This is a genomic window from Streptomyces sp. NBC_01485 (assembly GCF_036227125.1).
Classification (GTDB): Bacteria; Actinomycetota; Actinomycetes; order Streptomycetales; family Streptomycetaceae; genus Streptomyces.
The window spans coordinates 2,290,406-2,307,716 of record NZ_CP109435.1 but is presented as its reverse complement, the minus strand read 5'-3'; the positions used below and the strand labels follow the sequence as shown (position 1 = coordinate 2,307,716).

Annotated in this window: 14 protein-coding genes and 1 tRNA gene; 4 read left to right on the top strand and 11 right to left on the bottom strand. The window is 69.0% G+C overall.

Going from position 1 to position 17,311, the window contains the following annotated elements; translation table 11 throughout:
• The first annotated feature begins 144 nt into the window (after positions 1–144).
• Entirely contained in the window at positions 145–846 is a 702-nt protein-coding gene (locus OG352_RS10670) for an SIMPL domain-containing protein (RefSeq protein WP_329216281.1), read from the top strand.
• 147 nt (positions 847–993) lie between these two features.
• Complete coding sequence (pyk, locus tag OG352_RS10665; protein WP_329216280.1) at positions 994–2,430, top strand: pyruvate kinase; 1,437 nt, start codon at positions 994–996, stop codon at positions 2,428–2,430.
• Positions 2,431–2,440: 10 nt separating this feature from the next.
• On the opposite strand, the gene OG352_RS10660 is transcribed toward pyk, so the two are convergent.
• Both OG352_RS10660 and OG352_RS10655 read right to left on the bottom strand, forming a co-directional pair.
• Positions 2,441–3,229: a helix-turn-helix domain-containing protein gene (locus OG352_RS10660; RefSeq protein ID WP_329216279.1), complete on the bottom strand. Its 789-nt coding sequence runs from the start codon at positions 3,227–3,229 to the stop codon at positions 2,441–2,443.
• Positions 3,230–3,306: 77 nt separating this feature from the next.
• A tRNA-Leu gene (locus OG352_RS10655) sits at positions 3,307–3,392 on the bottom strand.
• Positions 3,393–3,491: 99 nt separating this feature from the next.
• Between OG352_RS10655 and OG352_RS10650 the strand changes: the two genes are divergently transcribed.
• Positions 3,492–4,148 carry an ANTAR domain-containing response regulator gene (locus OG352_RS10650; RefSeq protein ID WP_329216278.1) on the top strand — a complete coding sequence of 219 codons (657 nt, stop codon included), beginning with the start codon at positions 3,492–3,494 and terminating at the stop codon, positions 4,146–4,148.
• A gap of 92 nt (positions 4,149–4,240) precedes the next feature.
• Here the strand turns inward: OG352_RS10650 and OG352_RS10645 are convergent, their stop codons facing one another.
• The 9 genes from OG352_RS10645 to OG352_RS10605 form a co-directional block, all read right to left on the bottom strand.
• The gene (locus OG352_RS10645) at positions 4,241–4,957 is read right to left on the bottom strand and encodes an ABC transporter ATP-binding protein (RefSeq protein WP_329216277.1); all 717 of its coding nucleotides are present in this window, start codon (positions 4,955–4,957) and stop codon (positions 4,241–4,243) included.
• Entirely contained in the window at positions 4,954–5,865 is a 912-nt protein-coding gene (locus OG352_RS10640; protein ID WP_329216276.1) for an ABC transporter ATP-binding protein, read from the bottom strand. Before OG352_RS10640 ends, OG352_RS10645 begins: the two co-directional genes overlap by 4 nt.
• A 5-nt stretch (positions 5,866–5,870) precedes the next feature.
• Positions 5,871–7,694 (bottom strand): branched-chain amino acid ABC transporter permease, encoded by a 1,824-nt coding sequence (locus tag OG352_RS10635; RefSeq protein ID WP_329216275.1) that lies wholly within the window; start codon positions 7,692–7,694, stop codon positions 5,871–5,873.
• A gap of 5 nt (positions 7,695–7,699) precedes the next feature.
• Positions 7,700–8,632 carry a branched-chain amino acid ABC transporter permease gene (locus OG352_RS10630; RefSeq protein WP_329216273.1) on the bottom strand — a complete coding sequence of 311 codons (933 nt, stop codon included), beginning with the start codon at positions 8,630–8,632 and terminating at the stop codon, positions 7,700–7,702.
• 109 nt (positions 8,633–8,741) lie between these two features.
• The gene (locus OG352_RS10625) at positions 8,742–9,968 is read right to left on the bottom strand and encodes a branched-chain amino acid ABC transporter substrate-binding protein (protein WP_329216271.1); all 1,227 of its coding nucleotides are present in this window, start codon (positions 9,966–9,968) and stop codon (positions 8,742–8,744) included.
• A 271-nt stretch (positions 9,969–10,239) separates the two neighbouring features.
• Positions 10,240–10,902 (bottom strand): Tat pathway signal sequence domain protein, encoded by a 663-nt coding sequence (locus tag OG352_RS10620; protein WP_329216270.1) that lies wholly within the window; start codon positions 10,900–10,902, stop codon positions 10,240–10,242.
• Complete coding sequence (locus OG352_RS10615; RefSeq protein ID WP_329216269.1) at positions 10,899–11,303, bottom strand: hypothetical protein; 405 nt, start codon at positions 11,301–11,303, stop codon at positions 10,899–10,901. The genes OG352_RS10620 and OG352_RS10615 overlap by 4 nt, the downstream gene beginning before the upstream one ends.
• Before the next feature lie 69 nt (positions 11,304–11,372).
• Positions 11,373–11,837, bottom strand: coding sequence for a hotdog fold thioesterase (locus OG352_RS10610; RefSeq protein WP_329216267.1), 465 nt, complete (start codon positions 11,835–11,837; stop codon positions 11,373–11,375).
• 50 nt (positions 11,838–11,887) lie between these two features.
• Positions 11,888–14,167: an FdhF/YdeP family oxidoreductase gene (locus OG352_RS10605; protein ID WP_329216265.1), complete on the bottom strand. Its 2,280-nt coding sequence runs from the start codon at positions 14,165–14,167 to the stop codon at positions 11,888–11,890.
• A gap of 149 nt (positions 14,168–14,316) precedes the next feature.
• Between OG352_RS10605 and polA the strand changes: the two genes are divergently transcribed.
• Complete coding sequence (polA, locus tag OG352_RS10600) at positions 14,317–17,043, top strand: DNA polymerase I (protein WP_329216263.1); 2,727 nt, start codon at positions 14,317–14,319, stop codon at positions 17,041–17,043.
• Positions 17,044–17,311 lie beyond the last annotated feature (268 nt).

Here is a 17,311-nt window from a genome sequence, read left to right as displayed (position 1 = left end):
GTGCTCCTTGGGGAATGGTCAACGACGCGCGTAGATTCTGCCCCGGCCAAGCCCGACGGCAACAGGTCCAGGAGGTTTCGATCTGGTGACCACCATGGTCGATTCAGGCCCCTGAACAGGGAAAACCATGACAAGGTGGGACGCATGACCTCCCCGCGAATTCCCCCGTACGGCACCCCCGACGCCCCCCTCCTCACAGTCCGCGGCGAGGCCGAACTCGAAGTCGACCCCGAGATCGCCCGCATCGGCATCACCGTCACCGCCCGCGGCAAAGACCGCCGCACCACCCTCGACGACCTCACCCGCCGCAACGCCACCGTCATCGAACTCGTCAAGTCCTACGGCGACGCAGTGGAGAACCTCTCCACCGGCGCACTGTCCATCACCCCCGAACTCGGCCACCGCGGCAGAGGCGAACGCGTCCGCACCCACCACGGCACCGTCCACCTCACCGCCGAACTCACCGACTTCACCACCCTCGGTGAACTCACCACCCGCCTCGCCGACCTCGACCTCACCCGCATCGACGGCCCCTGGTGGGAACTGCGCCCCAGCTCACCCGTCCACCGCCAAGCCCGCCGGCAAGCCGTACGAGAAGCCGTACAACGCGCCAAGGAATACGCCGCAGCACTGGACACCACCGTGGCCGCCCTCCTCGAACTCGCCGACACCGCCACCCCCGGCGGCCACCCCCGAGCCGGCTTCGACCGCCGCGCCGTCCGCTTCTCCATGGCCGCCGCGGAAACCGAATCCGCCGCCCCCGAACCCCTCGACCTCGAACCACAACGCATCCAGATCCGCGCCGAAGTCAGCGCACAGTTCACGATGAATCCGCCCCGCCTCTGAGTTCCATGAATTAACCCATTCGGAAAAACGCTCATCAGAGCACCGGCCCGCACAATTTATTACTTGTCAACAACCCTTCACGCAAAGGTTGTTGAGCAGCCATGTGCCGCTAATTCCCTACCCGCCGGTAAGCCCTAGGCTCGAACCATGCGCCGAGCGAAAATCGTCTGCACTCTGGGCCCCGCCACCGACTCGTACGACCAGATCAAAGCCCTGGTCGACGCCGGAATGGACGTCGCCCGCCTCAACCTCAGCCACGGCAGCCACGCCGAACACGAGGAGCGCTACCACCGCGTACGCAAGGCCTCCGACGAGACCGGCCACAGCGTCGGCCTCCTCGCCGACCTTCAGGGCCCGAAGATCCGCCTCGGCCACTTCACCGAAGGCCCCGTACTCCTTGAACGCGACGACACCTTCACCATCACCGTGGAGGAAGGCGTCGAAGGCGACCGCCGCCAGTGCGGCACGACATACGCCGGCCTGGCACACGACGTCACCCCCGGCGAACGCATCCTCGTCGACGACGGCAAGGTCTGCCTCCAGGTGACCGCAGTCGACGGCCCCCGCGTCCACACACGCGTCGTCGAAGGCGGCGTCATCTCCGACCACAAAGGCCTCAACCTCCCGGGCGTGGCCGTCTCCGTCCCCGCCCTCTCGGACAAGGACGAAGCCGACCTGCGCTGGGCACTCCGCACCGGCTGCGACATCATCGCCCTGTCCTTCGTACGCAGCGGCAAGGACATCGAGGACGTCCACCGCATCATGGACGAAGAGGGCCGCCGCCTGCCGGTCATCGCCAAGATCGAGAAACCCCAGGCCGTCGAGAACATCGAGGGCATCGTCGCCGCCTTCGACGGAATCATGGTGGCGCGCGGCGACCTCGGCGTCGAAATGCCGCTGGAACAGGTCCCCCTCGTCCAAAAACGCGCCGTCAAACTCGCCAAACGCAACGCCAAGCCGGTCATCGTCGCCACACAGATGCTCGACTCCATGATCGAGAACTCCCGCCCGACGAGGGCGGAGGCGAGCGACGTCGCCAACGCGGTCATCGACGGCACCGACGCGGTGATGCTGTCCGGCGAGACGAGCGTGGGCAAGTACGCGATCCAGACCGTCCGCACGATGGCCAAGATCGTGGAAGCGGCGGAGGAGGACATGCTCGCCAAGGGCCTGCCCGAACTGACCGAAAGCAACAAGCCCCGCACCCACGGCGGCGCGGTCGCCCGGGTCGCGGCCGAGATCGGCGACTTCCTCGACGCGAAGTTCCTGGTCGCCTTCACCCAGAGCGGCGACACGGTACGCCGCCTGTCCCGCTACCGCTCCCCGATCCCCCTCCTGGCCTTCACCCCGGAACCGGCGACTCGCTCCCAACTGAACCTGACCTGGGGCGTGGAGACCTTCCTCGGCCCGCAGGCGGACTCCACGGACGGGATGGTCGACCAGGTGGACGAGCTGCTGCTGAAGTACGGGCGGTGCCAGAAGGGCGACGTGGTGGTGATTACCGCCGGTTCTCCTCCGGGGGTGTCGGGCTCGACGAACCTGGTCCGCGTACACCACATCGGAGAGGACGACAGTCCCGAGTAGGGGGCGGGGGTTAGTACTTGGGGCCTACGTGGGTGTCGAGCAGGGCGACGGAGGCTTTGCGGGCGATGGAGATGTTGAAGGGGTCGCTGCCGCGAGCGAGCGTGGTCCACTCGACGCCTACTTTGTCGAGGGTGTCGGTGAAGAGCCGCCGAATGTCGTCCGACTTGTTGGCGAAGAAGTAGCGGGGGTATTCGTAGCGCTTGCGCTCACCGGCGACCATGCGGGTGGTCCAGTTCGTGATGCGGCATCCATCGGAGTGGATGAGGCCGCGGATGAACTCCCAGGGGTGCGCGTCGACGACGGCTTGCTGCCAGGGGTCCAGGGCGATGAGACGCTCGTGCTTCTTGCCGGGGCCATGCTGGGGGAACAGGCAGTGCAGGTGCTTCGAGTAGACCTTGACGTTGCGGCACCCGGTTCTGCGGACGCGGCACACGGAGTTGTCGGGGAAGACTGCGCGCATGGCTCGCTCGCACTCGTCCATGAGACCGGACCATGATTCGGTGCAGGTGATCATGAGGTTCGGCACGCGGTGCTCGGAGTAGTGGCTGATGTGGCCGTCGCCAAGGTAGAGGCCGAGGAGGTAGCTATACGCGGGCTCGTCGAGCTCTCGCCCGTCGCACCGGTGGCACTTTGGGTCATGCGCGCCAGGACACTCGCCGCGTTTCGCGCGGTCCATGTGCTTCCAATAGCCGACTGTTCCCAGCGGAACGTTGAGGCCGCGGGCCACGGCGGCGTTGCTTACGCCGTCGCGCAGGAGAGTGAGAGCCTTCTGTCGAACCTCGGTGCCATGAAAGTTCATGCGAACACGTTGCGTGACTGGCCGCGACCGTGCGCAGCAAAAAGCGGAAGACCACGCGAACGTGATCCTCCGCTTATTGGTACCGGGTGCGGGATTCGAACCCGCACGTCCTTTCGGACAGATGTGTTTGAGACATCTGCGTCTGCCATTCCGCCAACCCGGTTGGCCAACCCAAGAGGAGTGTACCGGGTGACCATGCCGTGCCGCAGCTAGGTAGGCTCTAAGGGAGCAGCACCTGCCCGGCCCGCAACAAGGAGCCCCCGTGACCGCCCCCGAGTCGCCCCAGCCCGTAGACGCGCCCGACGACGACAAGTCGCACGTGCCTCCGCTGACGACCCGTGTCGTCATCGCCGAGGACGAGGCCCTGATCCGGCTCGACCTCAAAGAGATGCTGGAGGAGGAGGGCTACAGCGTCGTCGGTGAGGCCGGTGACGGTGAGCAGGCCGTCGAGCTCGCCCGTGAGCACAGGCCGGACCTCGTCATCCTCGACGTGAAGATGCCCAAGCTGGACGGCATCTCGGCGGCCGAGAAGATCGCAGAGGAGCGGATCGCCCCCGTCCTCATGCTCACCGCCTTCTCGCAGCGCGACCTCGTCGAGCGTGCCCGCGACGCAGGGGCCATGGCCTACCTCGTGAAGCCGTTCAGCAAGAGTGACGTCGTCCCGGCGATCGAGATGGCCGTTTCCCGGTTCACCGAGCTGAAGGAACTGGAGAACGAGGTCGCGGACCTCACGCTGCGCCTGGAGACCCGCAAGCTGGTCGACCGCGCGAAGTCGATCCTTCAGACGGAGTACGGGCTGACGGAGCCGGCCGCGTTCCGGTGGATCCAGAAGACGTCGATGGACCGCCGTATGTCCATGCAGCAGGTCGCGGAGGCCGTCATCCAGGACGCCGACGAGAAGAAGGCGAACAAGGGATAGTCCCTACGCCCCCTACCTCCTCACACGCACGACGAGGCCCGCGCCCGGAGAAGGGGCGCGGGCCTCGTTGCCGTAGGAGGACCGGGTGGTACTCAGTCCTCGCCGAGGTACGCCTTGCGGACGGACTCGTCGTGGAGCAGGTCCTGGCCCGTGCCGGAGAGCACGATCTTGCCGATCTCCATGACGTGGCCGTGGTCGGCGAGCGAAAGGGCCGCCTGGGCGTTCTGCTCGATGAGCAGGATCGTCATGCCCTGGGACTTGAGCTCGGCGATGGTGGCCATGATCTTCTGCATCATGATGGGGGACAGGCCCATGGAGGGCTCGTCCAGCATGAGCAGTTTCGGCTGGGACATGAGCGCGCGGCCCATGGCCAGCATCTGCTGCTCGCCGCCCGAGAGGGTGCCCGCGGCCTGCTTGCGACGTTCGCCCAGGATGGGGAAGAGGTCGTAGGCGCGCTGGATGTCCTTCTCGATGCCTGCCTTGTCGCTGCGGAGGAAGGCGCCGAGGCGGAGGTTGTCCTCGATCGTCATGCGGGGGAAGATGTGCCGCCCCTCGGGGGAGTGGGCGAGCCCGAGGGAGACGATGTTGTAGGCGGGGATCTTCTTCAGCGATTTGCCGTTGAACTTGATCTGGCCGCCGACGGGCTTGAGGAGCCCGGAGAGGGTGCGCAGGGTGGTCGTCTTGCCGGCGCCGTTGGTGCCGACGAGGGTGACGACCTCGCCTGCCTCGACCTTGAACGAGATGCCTTTGACGGCTTCGATCTTGCCGTAGGCGACTCGGAGGTCCTCGACTTCGAGCAGTGCGGTCATCGGTCGTTCTCCTTGCCGGGCGCGGCGTCCGTCGGGGTGTCGGCGCCCGCGGCGTGCGCTTCGGCGGCCTCGACTTCGGCGAGCTCTTCGTCGCCGGGGGCGTTTTCGAAGGGTTCGCCGAGGTAGGCGGCGACGACGCGCTCGTCTCCCTGGACGGTGGCGCTGTCGCCTTCGACGAGCTTCTCGCCCTGGACGAGGACGGCGACGCGGTCGCAGAGGTTGAAGATGAAGCGCATGTCGTGCTCGATGACGAGGACGGCGATGCCCTGGTCGCGGATGGCGAAGACGAGCTCCTCCGTCGCGCGGGTTTCCTGCGGGTTCATGCCGGCGGTGGGCTCGTCCAGGAGGAGCAGGCCGGGTTCGCTCGCGAGTGCTCGGGCGATCTCCAGCTTGCGCTGTTCGCCGTAGGGCAGGTTGCGTGCGAGGTGGTCGGCCTTCTTGTCGAGGCCGACGAACGCCAGGAGTTCCATGGCGCGTTCGCGGGAGGCGGCTTCGGCCCGGTGGAAGGCGGGGAGGCGCAGGACGGCCGACCAGAAGCCTTCCTTGGTGCGGGTGTGGCGGCCGACGAGGACGTTTTCCAGGACCGTCATGTTGGCGAACAGACGGATGTTCTGGAAGGTGCGGGCGATGCCGGCGGCGGTGACCTTGAAGGACTTGGGGGGCAGGACGTTGCCCTTGAAGCGGACTTCGCCTTCGGTGGGGATGTAGAGGCCGGTGAGGCAGTTGAAGAAGGTGGTCTTGCCGGCGCCGTTGGGGCCGATGAGGCCGACGATCTCGCCGCTGTTGACGGTGAGGTTGACGTTGCGGACGGCGGTGAGGCCGCCGAAGCGCATGGTGACGCCGCGGGCGTCGAGCACCGTTTCGCCGACGGGGGCGGGGGCGGTCTTGGTGGTGGTGTCGGTGGTCATGGTGGTCAGGCCCCTGCCTTCGTGAGGACGGTGGGTGCTTCCGCCTCCTCGTGGAACTCGAGCTGGCGGCGCCGGTTGGGGATGAGCCCTTCGGGGCGGAAGCGCATCAGCAGGATGAGTGCGAGGCCGAAGGCGAAGAGCTGGTAGTCGCCGAGGAACTGGAGTTTGTTGGGGATGAGGAAGAGCAGTGAGGCGCCGATGAGGGGTCCGCCGATGGTGCCCATGCCGCCGAGGACGACTGCGGCGAGGAGGAAGGCGGAGTTGGGCGGGATGGGGCCGGCGAAGAGGTACTGCTCGGGGGTGACGGTGTAGGTCACGTGGGCCTGGACGGTGCCGGCGAGGCCGGCGAGGGAGGCACCGACGGCGAAGGCGATGAGTTTGACGCGGAAGCCGTTGATGCCCATGGCGAGGGCGGCGGTCTCGTCCTCGCGGATGGCGACCCAGGCGCGGCCGATGCGGGAGTTGCCGCTGCGTCGGAAGACGAGGACGACGATGGCGGTGATGATCAGCATCAGGAAGAAGTAGTTGGCGAAGCGCCCGATGTTGATGCCGGCGATGTCGTGGATGGCTCCGAAGTCGAACCCGAGGACGTCGAGGTTCGGGATGGAGGAGATGCCGTTGGAGCCGTTGGTGATGTCGGGGCCGGAGGTGCCGTCGAGGTTGTTGGCGGTGATGCGGAAGATCTCGCCGAAGCCGAGGGTGACGATGGCGAGATAGTCGCCGCGCAGTCGCAGGGTCGGGGCGCCGATGAGGACGCCGAAGACGAGGGATGCGCCGGCGCCGACGAGTGCGGCTGCCCAGAAGGGGAAGTGCACGTCGAAGGGGGAGCTGGGGGCGCCGGAGACCATGGCGGCGGCGTAGGCGCCGACGCCGAGGAAGGCGACGTAGCCGAGGTCGAGGAGGCCGGCGAGGCCGACGACGATGTTCAGGCCGAGGGCGACGGTGGCGAAGATGAGGATGTAGACGCCGAGGGTCGCGTACTGGTCGTCGGTCTGGGTGAAGGGGAAGAGGGCCGCGGTGACGAAGGCGCCGCAGATGGTGATGTTCTGGTGTCGTGCGGTGATCGTGCTGGCTTGGGCGACGAGGCCGCACTTGTTGAGTGCGGCGAAGCTGAAGCCGGTGGTGATGAGGAAGCCGACGAACAGTTCGTCGTACTCGGTGCCGATGCCGTAGGTGAAGACGGTGAGGCCGAGGCCGAGGACGGCGACGATGATGAGGATCTCGGCGTAGGAGGGGAGCTTGCCGACGGGGCGGGCGGTGCCGGAGCCGAAGGCGGCCTTGACGGTGGCCCACTGGTGGGCGGCCTTGTGCTTGGAGTGCTCCCACGACGTGTCGTCGGGGTCGATCGGGTCGGGCTCGGGGTGGGTGAAGGGCAGGGCGAGGGCGCCGAGGAAGGCGGCGAGGCTGCCTATGGCGACGAGGTAGCCGCCGGCTTCGAGGTTGACGATGCCGCCGAGGTCGGCGCTGATCGAGATGACCGTGTACCAGGCGGTGGCGAAGGTGGCGAGGGCGGCGAACTTGACGGCGCCGTCGGCGCCGGCGGGGATGAGCCAGCCGAGGCCCTTGATGCCGTAGGAGGCGAGGGCGAAGAGGGTGGTGAGGGCGCCGCCGATGAGGACGAGGACCTGGAGGCCGCCGGGGTAGCCGTAGACGGTGAGGTCGCCGGGGAAGGCGGAGGTCCAGGTCCAGGCGAGGAAGGCGGAGATGATGGTGAGGATGCCGCCGCCGGTGGCGAGGGCGCGGCCGACGTTCTCGGGGATGCCGATGAGTCCGGCGTGCGGGGAAGCGGTCTTGGTGAGCGCTTCGGGGGTGGTGGTCTGTGTCGTCATCGGTGTCACGCCCTGTCAGCGACGCGCTCGCCGAGCAGGCCCTGGGGCCGCAGCAGGAGCACGAGGATGAGGAGTACGAAGGCCCAGACGTCGGCCCAGGACTGGCTGCCGAACTTGTCCATGCCGGGGATGTCGGCGATGTAGGCGGTGGCGATGGTTTCGGCGATGCCGAGGACGACGCCGCCGATCATGGCCCCGTAGATGTTGCCGATGCCACCGAGGACGGCCGCGGTGAAGGCCTTGAGGCCGAGGATGAAGCCCATCGTGAAGGAGATCTGGCCGTACTTGAGGCCGTAGGCGACGGCTCCGACGGCGGCGAAGGTCGCGCCGAGGGCGAAGGCGATCACGATGATGCGGTCGGTGTTGACACCCATGAGTTTGGCGGTGTCGGGGTCCTGGGCGGTGGCCTGCATGCCGCGTCCGGTGCGGGTCTTCATGACGAAGTAGGCGAGGATGCCCATGCTGACGGGGGCGGCGATCAGCAGGAAGATGTCACCGGTCTGGATGGTGACGTTGCCGATGTTGAAGGGGCCGCCGTCGATCTGGGGGAAGACGAGGGCGGACGTCGCCTTGGGGTACCAGGCCCAGACGGCCTGCTGGAGGGCGAGGGAGAGGCCGATGGCGGTGATGAGCGGGGCGAGGCGTGGTGCTGTGCGGAGGGGGCGGTAGGCGAAACGTTCCGCTCCCACGGCGATGGTGACGGAGACCATGACCGCTCCGACGAGCATCAGTGGCAGGGCGATCGCCATGGATGTGCCGTCGGGCAGGATGTACAGGTAGACCGTGAGAGCGCCGAACGCTCCGGTCATGAAGATCTCGCCGTGGGCGAAGTTGATGAGCTGGACAATGCCATAGACCATTGTGTAGCCGATGGCGACCAGCCCGTACATGGATCCCAGTAGCAGGCCGTTGACCAGCTGCTGCGGCAGTTCGTTCACCGCATGTCCTCCGAGACGTTCGGATGTTTCGACGGGGGGCCGGATGCGAGTCCGCGCGGGGCGCCTGTGGTACGCGCCCCGCGCGGCTCAGCTGTGGTGCGGGTGTGGGTCAGCCGGCGAAGGTGCCGGACTTGACGGCCTTCCAGGCACCGTTCTCGACCGCGTAGACGGTGAGCTGCTTGTTGGTGGCGTCGCCGTACTCGTCGAAGGCGACCTTGCCGGTGACGCCGTCGAAGGAGACGTTCTGGACCGCGGCGGTGATCTTGGCGCGGGCGTCGTCGGGCAGCTTGCCGCCGTTGTCGGCGACGACCTTCTTGACGGCCTCGATGATGGCCCAGGCGGAGTCGTAGGCGTAGCCGCCGTAAGCGGAGTACGCGTCCTTGTAGCCGGCGGCCTTGTAGTCGGCGACGAACGTCTTGGCGGAGGGGAGCTCCTCGACCGGGGCGCCGACGGAGGTGGAGAGGTCACCGGTGGCGCTGGCGCCGGCGAGCGGGATGTAGTCGGCGGAGTTGATGCCGTCACCGCCGACCAGCGGGATCTTGGCGCCGGCGGCCTTGATCTGCTTGCTGAGGGGGCCGGCCTGCGGGTATTCGCCGCCGTAGTAGACGACGTCGGCGCCGGAGTTCTTGACCTCGGTGGCGACCGCGGAGAAGTCCTTGGTGTCCGGGTTGATGTGCTGGGTGCCGACGACGGTGCCGCCGAGCTTCTTGAACTCCTCGGTGAAGGTGCCGGCGAGGCCCGCGCCGTAGGTCTTCTTGTCGTCGATGACGAAGACCTTCTTCTTCTTGGCGTCGTTGAAGACGTACTGCGCGGCGAACGGGCCCTGGATGGCGTCCGTGGTCGCGGTGCGGAAGTACGACTTGTAGCCGCGCACCTTCTTGGTCTGCCAGTCGGCGCCCTGGGTGAGGGACGGGCCGGTGTTGGCGGGGGAGATCTCGACGAGCTTGGCGTCGTCGAAGACCTTCTGCATCGACTCGGCGACGGAGGAGTTCAGCGGGCCTACGACACCGAGGACGCTCTTGTCGGCGACCAGGGCGGCGGCGTTCTGCTGGCCGGCGGAGGGCTGGGCCTGGTCGTCCTTGGCCTCGATCTTGAAGGTGACGCCGTCGACGTACTTCTGCTTGTTGGCGTTCTTGACCGCCAGGTCGGCCGAGTTCTTGATGCCGAGGCCCATGGCGGACAGGTCGCCGGTCAGCGGGGCGTCGACACCGATGGTGACGGTGGTGCCGCCGCTGTCGGAGCCCTTGTCGCCGCTGTCGCGCGATCCGCAGGCGGTGAGGGTGAGTGCTCCGGCGGACAGCGCGGCGGTTATGGCGATGAGCGAACGTTGACGCACGTTCCAGTCCTTTCCCTGGGCGGCCCTCCCCCCTGGAAGGGGCCGAGTACTGCGCTGAGCCGAAGGGGGTTTTCCAGCCGCGCGGTGACTGGGCGTGACTCTAAGCGGGTGGGGTATCGGGGAGGAGGGTCTGACCAAGGCTGTGATGTTCTTGTTATGACACGAGGTAATGCAGAGCGGTACTTGGCGGGTGGAACAGCGGAATTCCGGCCGATTCGCCCTGTCCGCATGGTGAGAACGCGCAGGACGAACCCGGATGTGTTCAGGTGTCTCAGGCGTTTTGGTGATGACGGAAATCGTTGCCGCAGGCGACTTCCAGGGCTGCGGAGAGGTCCTGCGCATAGGGCGTTCCCAGGATGAAACTGTGGACCCTTATTGCGCGCGCATTACGTAGAGTTACGTCCAGGAAAGGGAGTCCGGCGTTCCCCGGCACTTTCCCGCATTCCGTCACATGCATGGTGATCACGATCTTGCGGACGGAACCCGCCGTGGTCCGGAAAGGCGCCGCCGGGGCCGAGGTCAGGGACAGCCCGGCGTACGGCTGGCTCACCCGGGTCACGGTGACGGGCGGTCCCGCGGTCACGCCGAGCAGTATCTCGAAGGCGAAGGTGCGCGGCGGGGTGCCGGGCGGTACGGCGACCTCGCCGAGGTAGCTGACGTCCACCACCTGGGACGGGAAGGGCGGTGCGGACGGGAACGGCGGTGCGGGCGGGGCCGGTTGGGCACTGTGGGGCCGGGTCGCGTACAGGTAGCCGCCGCCCGCGAGGAGCAGCGCGGCGGTGAGGGCGGCGAGTACGGGACGGCGGTGGGTGGCGTAACGGCGGGCGAGCGGGCGGGAGTTGGGCCGGGGGCCGGGCGGGACGGTGGGTGCGGGGGCGTCCCAGGTGCCGGGGTGGGTGCCCTCGCCGGGCTCCACGGGGCCGATGCCGCTCACCGCCAGGCGCCTTCGCCGGGGTCGCCGGAGCGGTACCGGGCGGCGCAGTCGTCGCGGGCCCGCCGGTCGATCAACTCGGCTGCGGCGTCGGCCCCTTGGGTCTTCTCCGCGGCCCGTGCGGCGTCCACGACGGTCCGCAGGATCTCGTACTGCCTGTTGGACAGCCCCATTGACTGGTAGTCGCCGTAGGTGTCGCCGTCCAGCACCTCGCGCGACCAGTGGGCGACGATCCGGGTGCACAACTCCTCGGGGGCGGCGGCGGATGCGGACGGGGTGCCGGGCGGTGCGGGGGAGGCGTGGGGGCGGTCTTCGCCGCAGCCGGTCGCCGGCGCGCCCGCCGGCAGGGCCGGTCCGAGCAGCCGTGCCGCCGTCCTCGCCTCTGGGGTGCCTCCCGTTGCCATGCTCCGACGCTAGGCCGCCGGGGCGGCAGGCGGCAACGGGTGCGGACCGTGCGGTGTTCCCGAGGGCCGTCAGCCCGCCGAGGGGGCGTCGCGCAGCAGACAGGTCAGCCGCGCGGTGCACACCCGCCGCCCCTCGGCGTCACTGATCACGATCTCGTACGTCGCCGTGGAGCGCCCCCGGTGCACGGGCGTGGCCACGCCGGTGACCAGGCCGGAACTCACGCCTCGGTGGTGCGTGCAGTTCAGGTCGACGCCGACGGCCAGCTTGGTGCTGCCGGCGTGCAGCATGGCGCCGACCGAGCCGAGGGTCTCGGCGAGGACCGCGGAGGCGCCGCCGTGCAGCAGTCCGTAGGGCTGGGTGTTGCCCTCGACCGGCATGGTGCCGACGACCCGGTCCGCGGCGGCCTCGACGATCTCCACGCCCATGCGCGTGCCGAGGTGCCCGGCGGAGAACAGGGCCGCGATGTCGATGCCGAGCACGGCGTACTCGTCGATGACCTCTTGCGGGAACTTCACGTGCTGCTGCTCGCCCATGGGGTCCGGCTCCGTTCGTCGATCACAGTCCAGCGTCACTGAGCAAACGCTCAGTCGGTCGACGATTGTTCCAGACGGACCACGACGGACTTGCTGGCCGGGGTGTTGCTGGTGTCGGCGGTGGCGTCCAGCGGTATCAGGACGTTGGTCTCCGGGTAGTAGGCGGCCGCGCAGCCCCGGGGCGTCGGGTAGAGCACGACCCGGAAGCCGGGCGCCCGCCGCTCCACGCCGTCCTTCCACTCGCTCACCAGGTCCACGTACGACCCCTCCGCGAGCCCGAACGCGCGCGCGTCGTCGGCGTTGACCAGGACGACCCGGCGGCCGTTCCTGATGCCCCGGTAGCGGTCGTCGAGGCCGTAGATCGTGGTGTTGTACTGGTCGTGCGAGCGCAGCGTCTGCAGCAGCAGGCGGCCCTCGGGCAGCTTCGGGTACTCGACGGGTGCGGCGGTGAAGTTGGCCTTGCCGGTGGCCGTGGGGAAGCGGCGCTCGTCGCGCGGGGCGTGCGGGAGCGTGAAGCCTTCCGGGCGGGCCACGCGCGCGTTGAAGTCCTCGAAGCCGGGGATCACGCGCGCGATGCGGTCCCGGATCGTCGCGTAGTCCTTCTCGAACTCCTCCCACGGCACCTTGCTGTCCTCGCCGAGGACGCTGCGGGCGAGGCGGCAGACGATGGCCGGCTCGGACAGCAGGTGCGCGCTCGCGGGCGCGAGGCGGCCGCGGGAGGCGTGCACCATGCCCATGGAGTCCTCGACGGTCACGAACTGCTCGCCGCCGCCCTGGAGGTCGCGCTCGGTGCGGCCCAGGGTCGGCAGGATGAGGGCGCGTGCGCCCGTGACGACGTGTGAGCGGTTGAGCTTCGTCGACACGTGCACCGTCAGCCGGGCGCGCCGCATCGCCGCCTCGGTGACGTCGGTGTCGGGGGAGGCCGACACGAAGTTGCCGCCCATGGCGAAGAACAGCTTCGCCTCGCCGTCGCGCAGCGCGCGGATGGCCCGGACGACGTCGAAGCCGTGCTCGCGCGGGGGCGCGAAGCCGAACTCCTTCTCCAGGGCGTCCAGGAAGGCCGGGGCGGGGCGCTCGAAGATGCCCATGGTGCGGTCGCCCTGCACGTTCGAGTGGCCGCGTACCGGGCAGACGCCCGCGCCGGGGCGGCCGATGTTGCCGCGCAGCAGCAGGAAGTTGACGACCTCGCGGATGGTCGGCACGGAGTGCTTGTGCTGGGTGAGGCCCATCGCCCAGCAGACGATGGTGCGCTCGGAGGCGAGGACCATGCGCAGGGTTTCCTCGATCTCCGCGCGCGTGAGGCCGGTCGCGGTGAGCGTCTCGTCCCAGTCGGCGGCGCGGGCGGCCTCGGCGAACTCCTCGAAGCCGTGGGTGTGCTCGCCGATGAACGCCTCGTCGAGCGCGCCGTCCGTCTCGAGGACGAGCTTGTTGAGGAGACGGAAGAGGGCCTGGTCGCCGCCGATGCGGATCTGCAGGAACAGGTCGGTGAGGGCCGCGCCCTTGAACATGCCCTGCGGGGTCTGCGGGTTCTTGAACTTCTCCAGGCCCGCCTCGGGCAGCGGGTTGACGCTGATGATCTTCGCGCCGCCCGCCTTGGCCTTCTCCAGGGCGGAGAGCATCCGGGGGTGGTTGGTGCCCGGGTTCTGCCCGGCGACGATGATCAGGTCGGCCCGGTAGAGGTCCTCCAGCAGGACGCTGCCCTTGCCGATGCCGATGGTCTCCGACAGGGCCGAGCCGGACGACTCGTGGCACATGTTGGAGCAGTCCGGCAGGTTGTTGGTGCCCAGCTCGCGCGCGAAGAGCTGGTAGAGGAACGCGGCCTCGTTACTGGTGCGGCCCGAGGTGTAGAAGACGGCCTCGTCGGGGGAGGCGAGGGCGGCCGTCTCCTCGGCGATGATGCCGAAGGCGCGCTCCCAGGTGACCGGCTCGTAGCGCTCGCCGCCCTCGGGCAGGTACATGGGGTGCGTGAGCCGCCCCTGCTGGCCCAGCCAGTAGCCGCTGCGGCCGGCGAGGTCGGCGACGGGGTGCGCGGCGAAGAACTCCGGGGTGACCCGGCGCAGCGTCGCCTCCTCGGCGACCGCCTTCGCGCCGTTCTCGCAGAACTCGGCGGCGTGCCGGTGCTCCGGCTCCGGCCAGGCGCAGCCCGGGCAGTCGAAGCCGTCCTTCTGGTTCACCCGCAGCAGCGTCAGCGCGGTGCGCTTGACGCCCATCTGCTGCTGGGCGATGCGCAGGGAGTGCCCGACGGCCGGCAGGCCCGCCGCCGCGTGCTTCGGCGCGGCGACCTGCGGCGCGTCCTGGACCGGATCGGCCTTGGGCGGCTTCGTTGCCATCGCGCGCTCTCCTTCTGCGTTCGCTCACCTGTGTCACATCCCCTCGATCCTCGCACGAGGCACTGACAGCGCTCCCGTACGGGCCCGGTCCGGGCCCGACGGGCGGCGGCCGGGACCGAGTGTCAGTGGGGCGTGGCAGGATCGGGGGCGTGGCAGAGACAGCAGCGAAGAAGACCGACAGCCCTTCCGGCGAGAGCCGCCCGCGCCTGATGCTCATGGACGGGCACTCGCTGGCCTACCGCGCGTTCTTCGCGCTGCCCGCGGAGAACTTCACCACCGCGACGGGCCAGCCGACCAACGCGATCTACGGCTTCGCGTCGATGCTGGCCAACACCCTGCGTGACGAAGCGCCCACGCACTTCGCGGTCGCCTTCGACGTCTCCCGCAAGACCTGGCGCTCCGAGGAGTTCACCGAGTACAAGGCGAACCGCTCCAAGACGCCCGACGAGTTCAAGGGGCAGGTCGAGCTGATCGGCGAGCTGCTCGACGCGATGCACGTCTCACGGTTCGCGATCGACGGCTTCGAGGCCGACGACGTCATCGCCACGCTCGCCACCCAGGCCGAGGCCGCCGGCTTCGACGTGCTGATCGTCACCGGCGACCGCGACTCCTTCCAACTGGTCAGCGACCACACCACGGTGCTGTATCCGACGAAGGGCGTCTCCGAGCTGACCCGCTTCACCCCGGAGAAGGTCGTCGAGAAGTACGGGTTGACGCCCGCCCAGTACCCCGACTTCGCGGCCCTGCGCGGCGACCCGTCCGACAACCTCCCGGGCATCCCCGGCGTCGGTGAGAAGACGGCCGCGAAGTGGATCAACCAGTTCGGTTCGTTCGCGGACCTCGTCGAGCGCGTCGAGGAGGTCAAGGGCAAGGCCGGGCAGAACCTGCGCGACCACCTGGAGGCGGTCAAGCTCAACCGCCGCCTCACCGAGATGGTCAAGGACGTCGAACTGCCCAAGGCGGTCACCGACCTGGAGCGCGCGCCTTACGACCGCACGGCCGTCGCGATGGTCCTGGACACCCTGGAGATCCGCAACCCCTCGCTGCGCGAGCGGCTCCTCGCCGTCGACCCGGGCGCCGAGGAGGCCGAACAGACCCCGGTGGCCACCGGCGGCGTGGAGCTGGACGGCACGGTGCTGGGCACCGGCGAGCTGGCCGGCTGGCTCGCCGGGCACGGCGGCGGGACCCTCGGCGTCGCCACCGTCGACACCTGGGCGCTGGGCGCCGGCTCGGTCGCCGAGGTCGCGCTCGCCGCCGCCGAGGGAGCGGCCGCCTGGTTCGACCCGGCCGAGCTGGACGAGTCCGACGAGAACGCGTGGGCGGCCTGGCTCGCCGCCGAGGACCGCCCCAAGGTCCTGCACAACGCCAAGGGCGCCATGCGCGTCTTCGCCGAGCACGGCTGGTCCGTCGCCGGCATCGCCATGGACACGGCGCTGGCCGCCTACCTGGTCAAGCCGGGCCGCCGTTCCTTCGACCTGGACGCGCTGTCCCTGGAGTACCTGGGCCGTGAACTGGCCCCGGCCGCCGCGGCCGACGGCCAGCTCGCCTTCGGCGCGGACGACGGCGCCGAGGCCGAGGCCCTCATGGTGCAGGCCCGTACGATCGTCGACCTCGGCGAGGCCTTCCGGGGCCGTCTCGAGGAGGTCGGCGCGGCCGACCTGCTGCGCGACATGGAGCTGCCCACCTCCGCCCTCCTGGCCCGTATGGAGCGGCACGGCATCGCGGCCGACCGCGCCCACCTGGAGGCCATGGAGCAGATGTTCGCGGGCGCCGTCCAGCAGGCCGTGAAGGAGGCGCACGCGGCGGCCGGGCACGAGTTCAACCTGGGCTCGCCCAAGCAGCTCCAGGAGGTCCTCTTCGGCGAACTGGGCCTGCCGAAGACGAAGAAGACCAAGACCGGCTACACCACCGACGCCGACGCCCTGGCCTGGCTCGCCGGCCAGACCGACAACGAACTGCCGGTCGTCATGCTCCGCCACCGAGAGCAGGCGAAGCTCCGCGTCACGGTCGAGGGCCTGATCAAGACGATCGCCGCGGACGGCCGTATCCACACCACCTTCAACCAGACGGTCGCCGCCACCGGCCGCCTGTCGTCCACGGACCCGAACCTGCAGAACATCCCCGTCCGCACGGACGAGGGCCGGGCGATCCGCCGCGGCTTCGTCGTCGGCGAGGGCTTCGAGTCCCTGATGACGGCCGACTACAGCCAGATCGAACTGCGCGTGATGGCCCACCTGTCGGAGGACGCGGGCCTCATCGAGGCGTTCACCTCCGGCGAGGACCTGCACACCACGGCCGCCTCCCAGGTGTTCGGCGTCGAACCGTCCGCGGTGGACGCGGAGATGCGCCGCAAGATCAAGGCCATGTCCTACGGCCTGGCGTACGGCTTGTCGGCGTTCGGCCTCTCCGCGCAGCTGAACATCGACGCGGGCGAGGCCCGTGCCCTGATGGACGCCTACTTCGAGCGCTTCGGCGGCGTACGGGACTACCTGCGCCGCGCGGTCGACGAGGCACGGGCGACGGGCTACACGGCGACCCTGTTCGGCCGCCGCCGCCACCTGCCCGACCTCAACAGCGACAACCGCCAGCGCCGCGAGGCGGCCGAGCGCATGGCCCTGAACGCGCCGATCCAGGGCACGGCGGCCGACATCGTCAAGATCGCCATGCTGAAGGTGGACGAGGCACTGCGCGCGGCGGACCTCAAGTCCCGCATGCTGCTCCAGGTCCACGACGAAATCGTCCTGGAGATCGCCCCCGGCGAGCGCGCGGCGGTCGAGGAACTGGTCCGCCGCGAGATGGCCGCCGCCGTCGACCTCAACGTCCCGCTCGGCGTCTCGGTCGGCGACGGCGCGGACTGGGAGTCGGCGGCGCACTAGCCTCCGGCGGCGGGACGGGAGTGACACCTCAGGCCTGCTGACAGTGACACCTCAGGTCTGCTGGAAGTGATCCTCAGGTCTGCTGGACGTGATACTTCAGGCCTACTGGAAGTGGTGTCTCAGGCCTGCTGAAAGGGGGCCCTGTCGGGAACGGCAGGGCCCCCTTCGCGTGTCTCGCCGCACCCCGAGATGAGCCGCCCCCTCCGCCGGGTTGTCCGTCACCCCCGGTCATCCCCCGAAGGGCCCTCACCCGCGTGGCCCCCGAGAA

What these genes read in the sequence shown, in the direction of transcription:
- OG352_RS10670 (WP_329216281.1), top strand. Translation starts at nt 145, where the DNA reads ATGACCTCCCCGCGAATTCCCCCGTACGGCACCCCCGACGCCCCCCTC.
- pyk (WP_329216280.1), top strand. Translation starts at nt 994, where the DNA reads ATGCGCCGAGCGAAAATCGTCTGCACTCTGGGCCCCGCCACCGACTCG.
- OG352_RS10660 (WP_329216279.1), bottom strand. Translation starts at nt 3,229, where the DNA reads ATGAACTTTCATGGCACCGAGGTTCGACAGAAGGCTCTCACTCTCCTG.
- OG352_RS10645 (WP_329216277.1), bottom strand. Translation starts at nt 4,957, where the DNA reads ATGACCGCACTGCTCGAAGTCGAGGACCTCCGAGTCGCCTACGGCAAG.
- OG352_RS10640 (WP_329216276.1), bottom strand. Translation starts at nt 5,865, where the DNA reads ATGACCACCGACACCACCACCAAGACCGCCCCCGCCCCCGTCGGCGAA.
- OG352_RS10635 (WP_329216275.1), bottom strand. Translation starts at nt 7,694, where the DNA reads ATGACGACACAGACCACCACCCCCGAAGCGCTCACCAAGACCGCTTCC.
- OG352_RS10615 (WP_329216269.1), bottom strand. Translation starts at nt 11,303, where the DNA reads ATGGCAACGGGAGGCACCCCAGAGGCGAGGACGGCGGCACGGCTGCTC.
- OG352_RS10610 (WP_329216267.1), bottom strand. Translation starts at nt 11,837, where the DNA reads ATGGGCGAGCAGCAGCACGTGAAGTTCCCGCAAGAGGTCATCGACGAG.
- OG352_RS10605 (WP_329216265.1), bottom strand. Translation starts at nt 14,167, where the DNA reads ATGGCAACGAAGCCGCCCAAGGCCGATCCGGTCCAGGACGCGCCGCAG.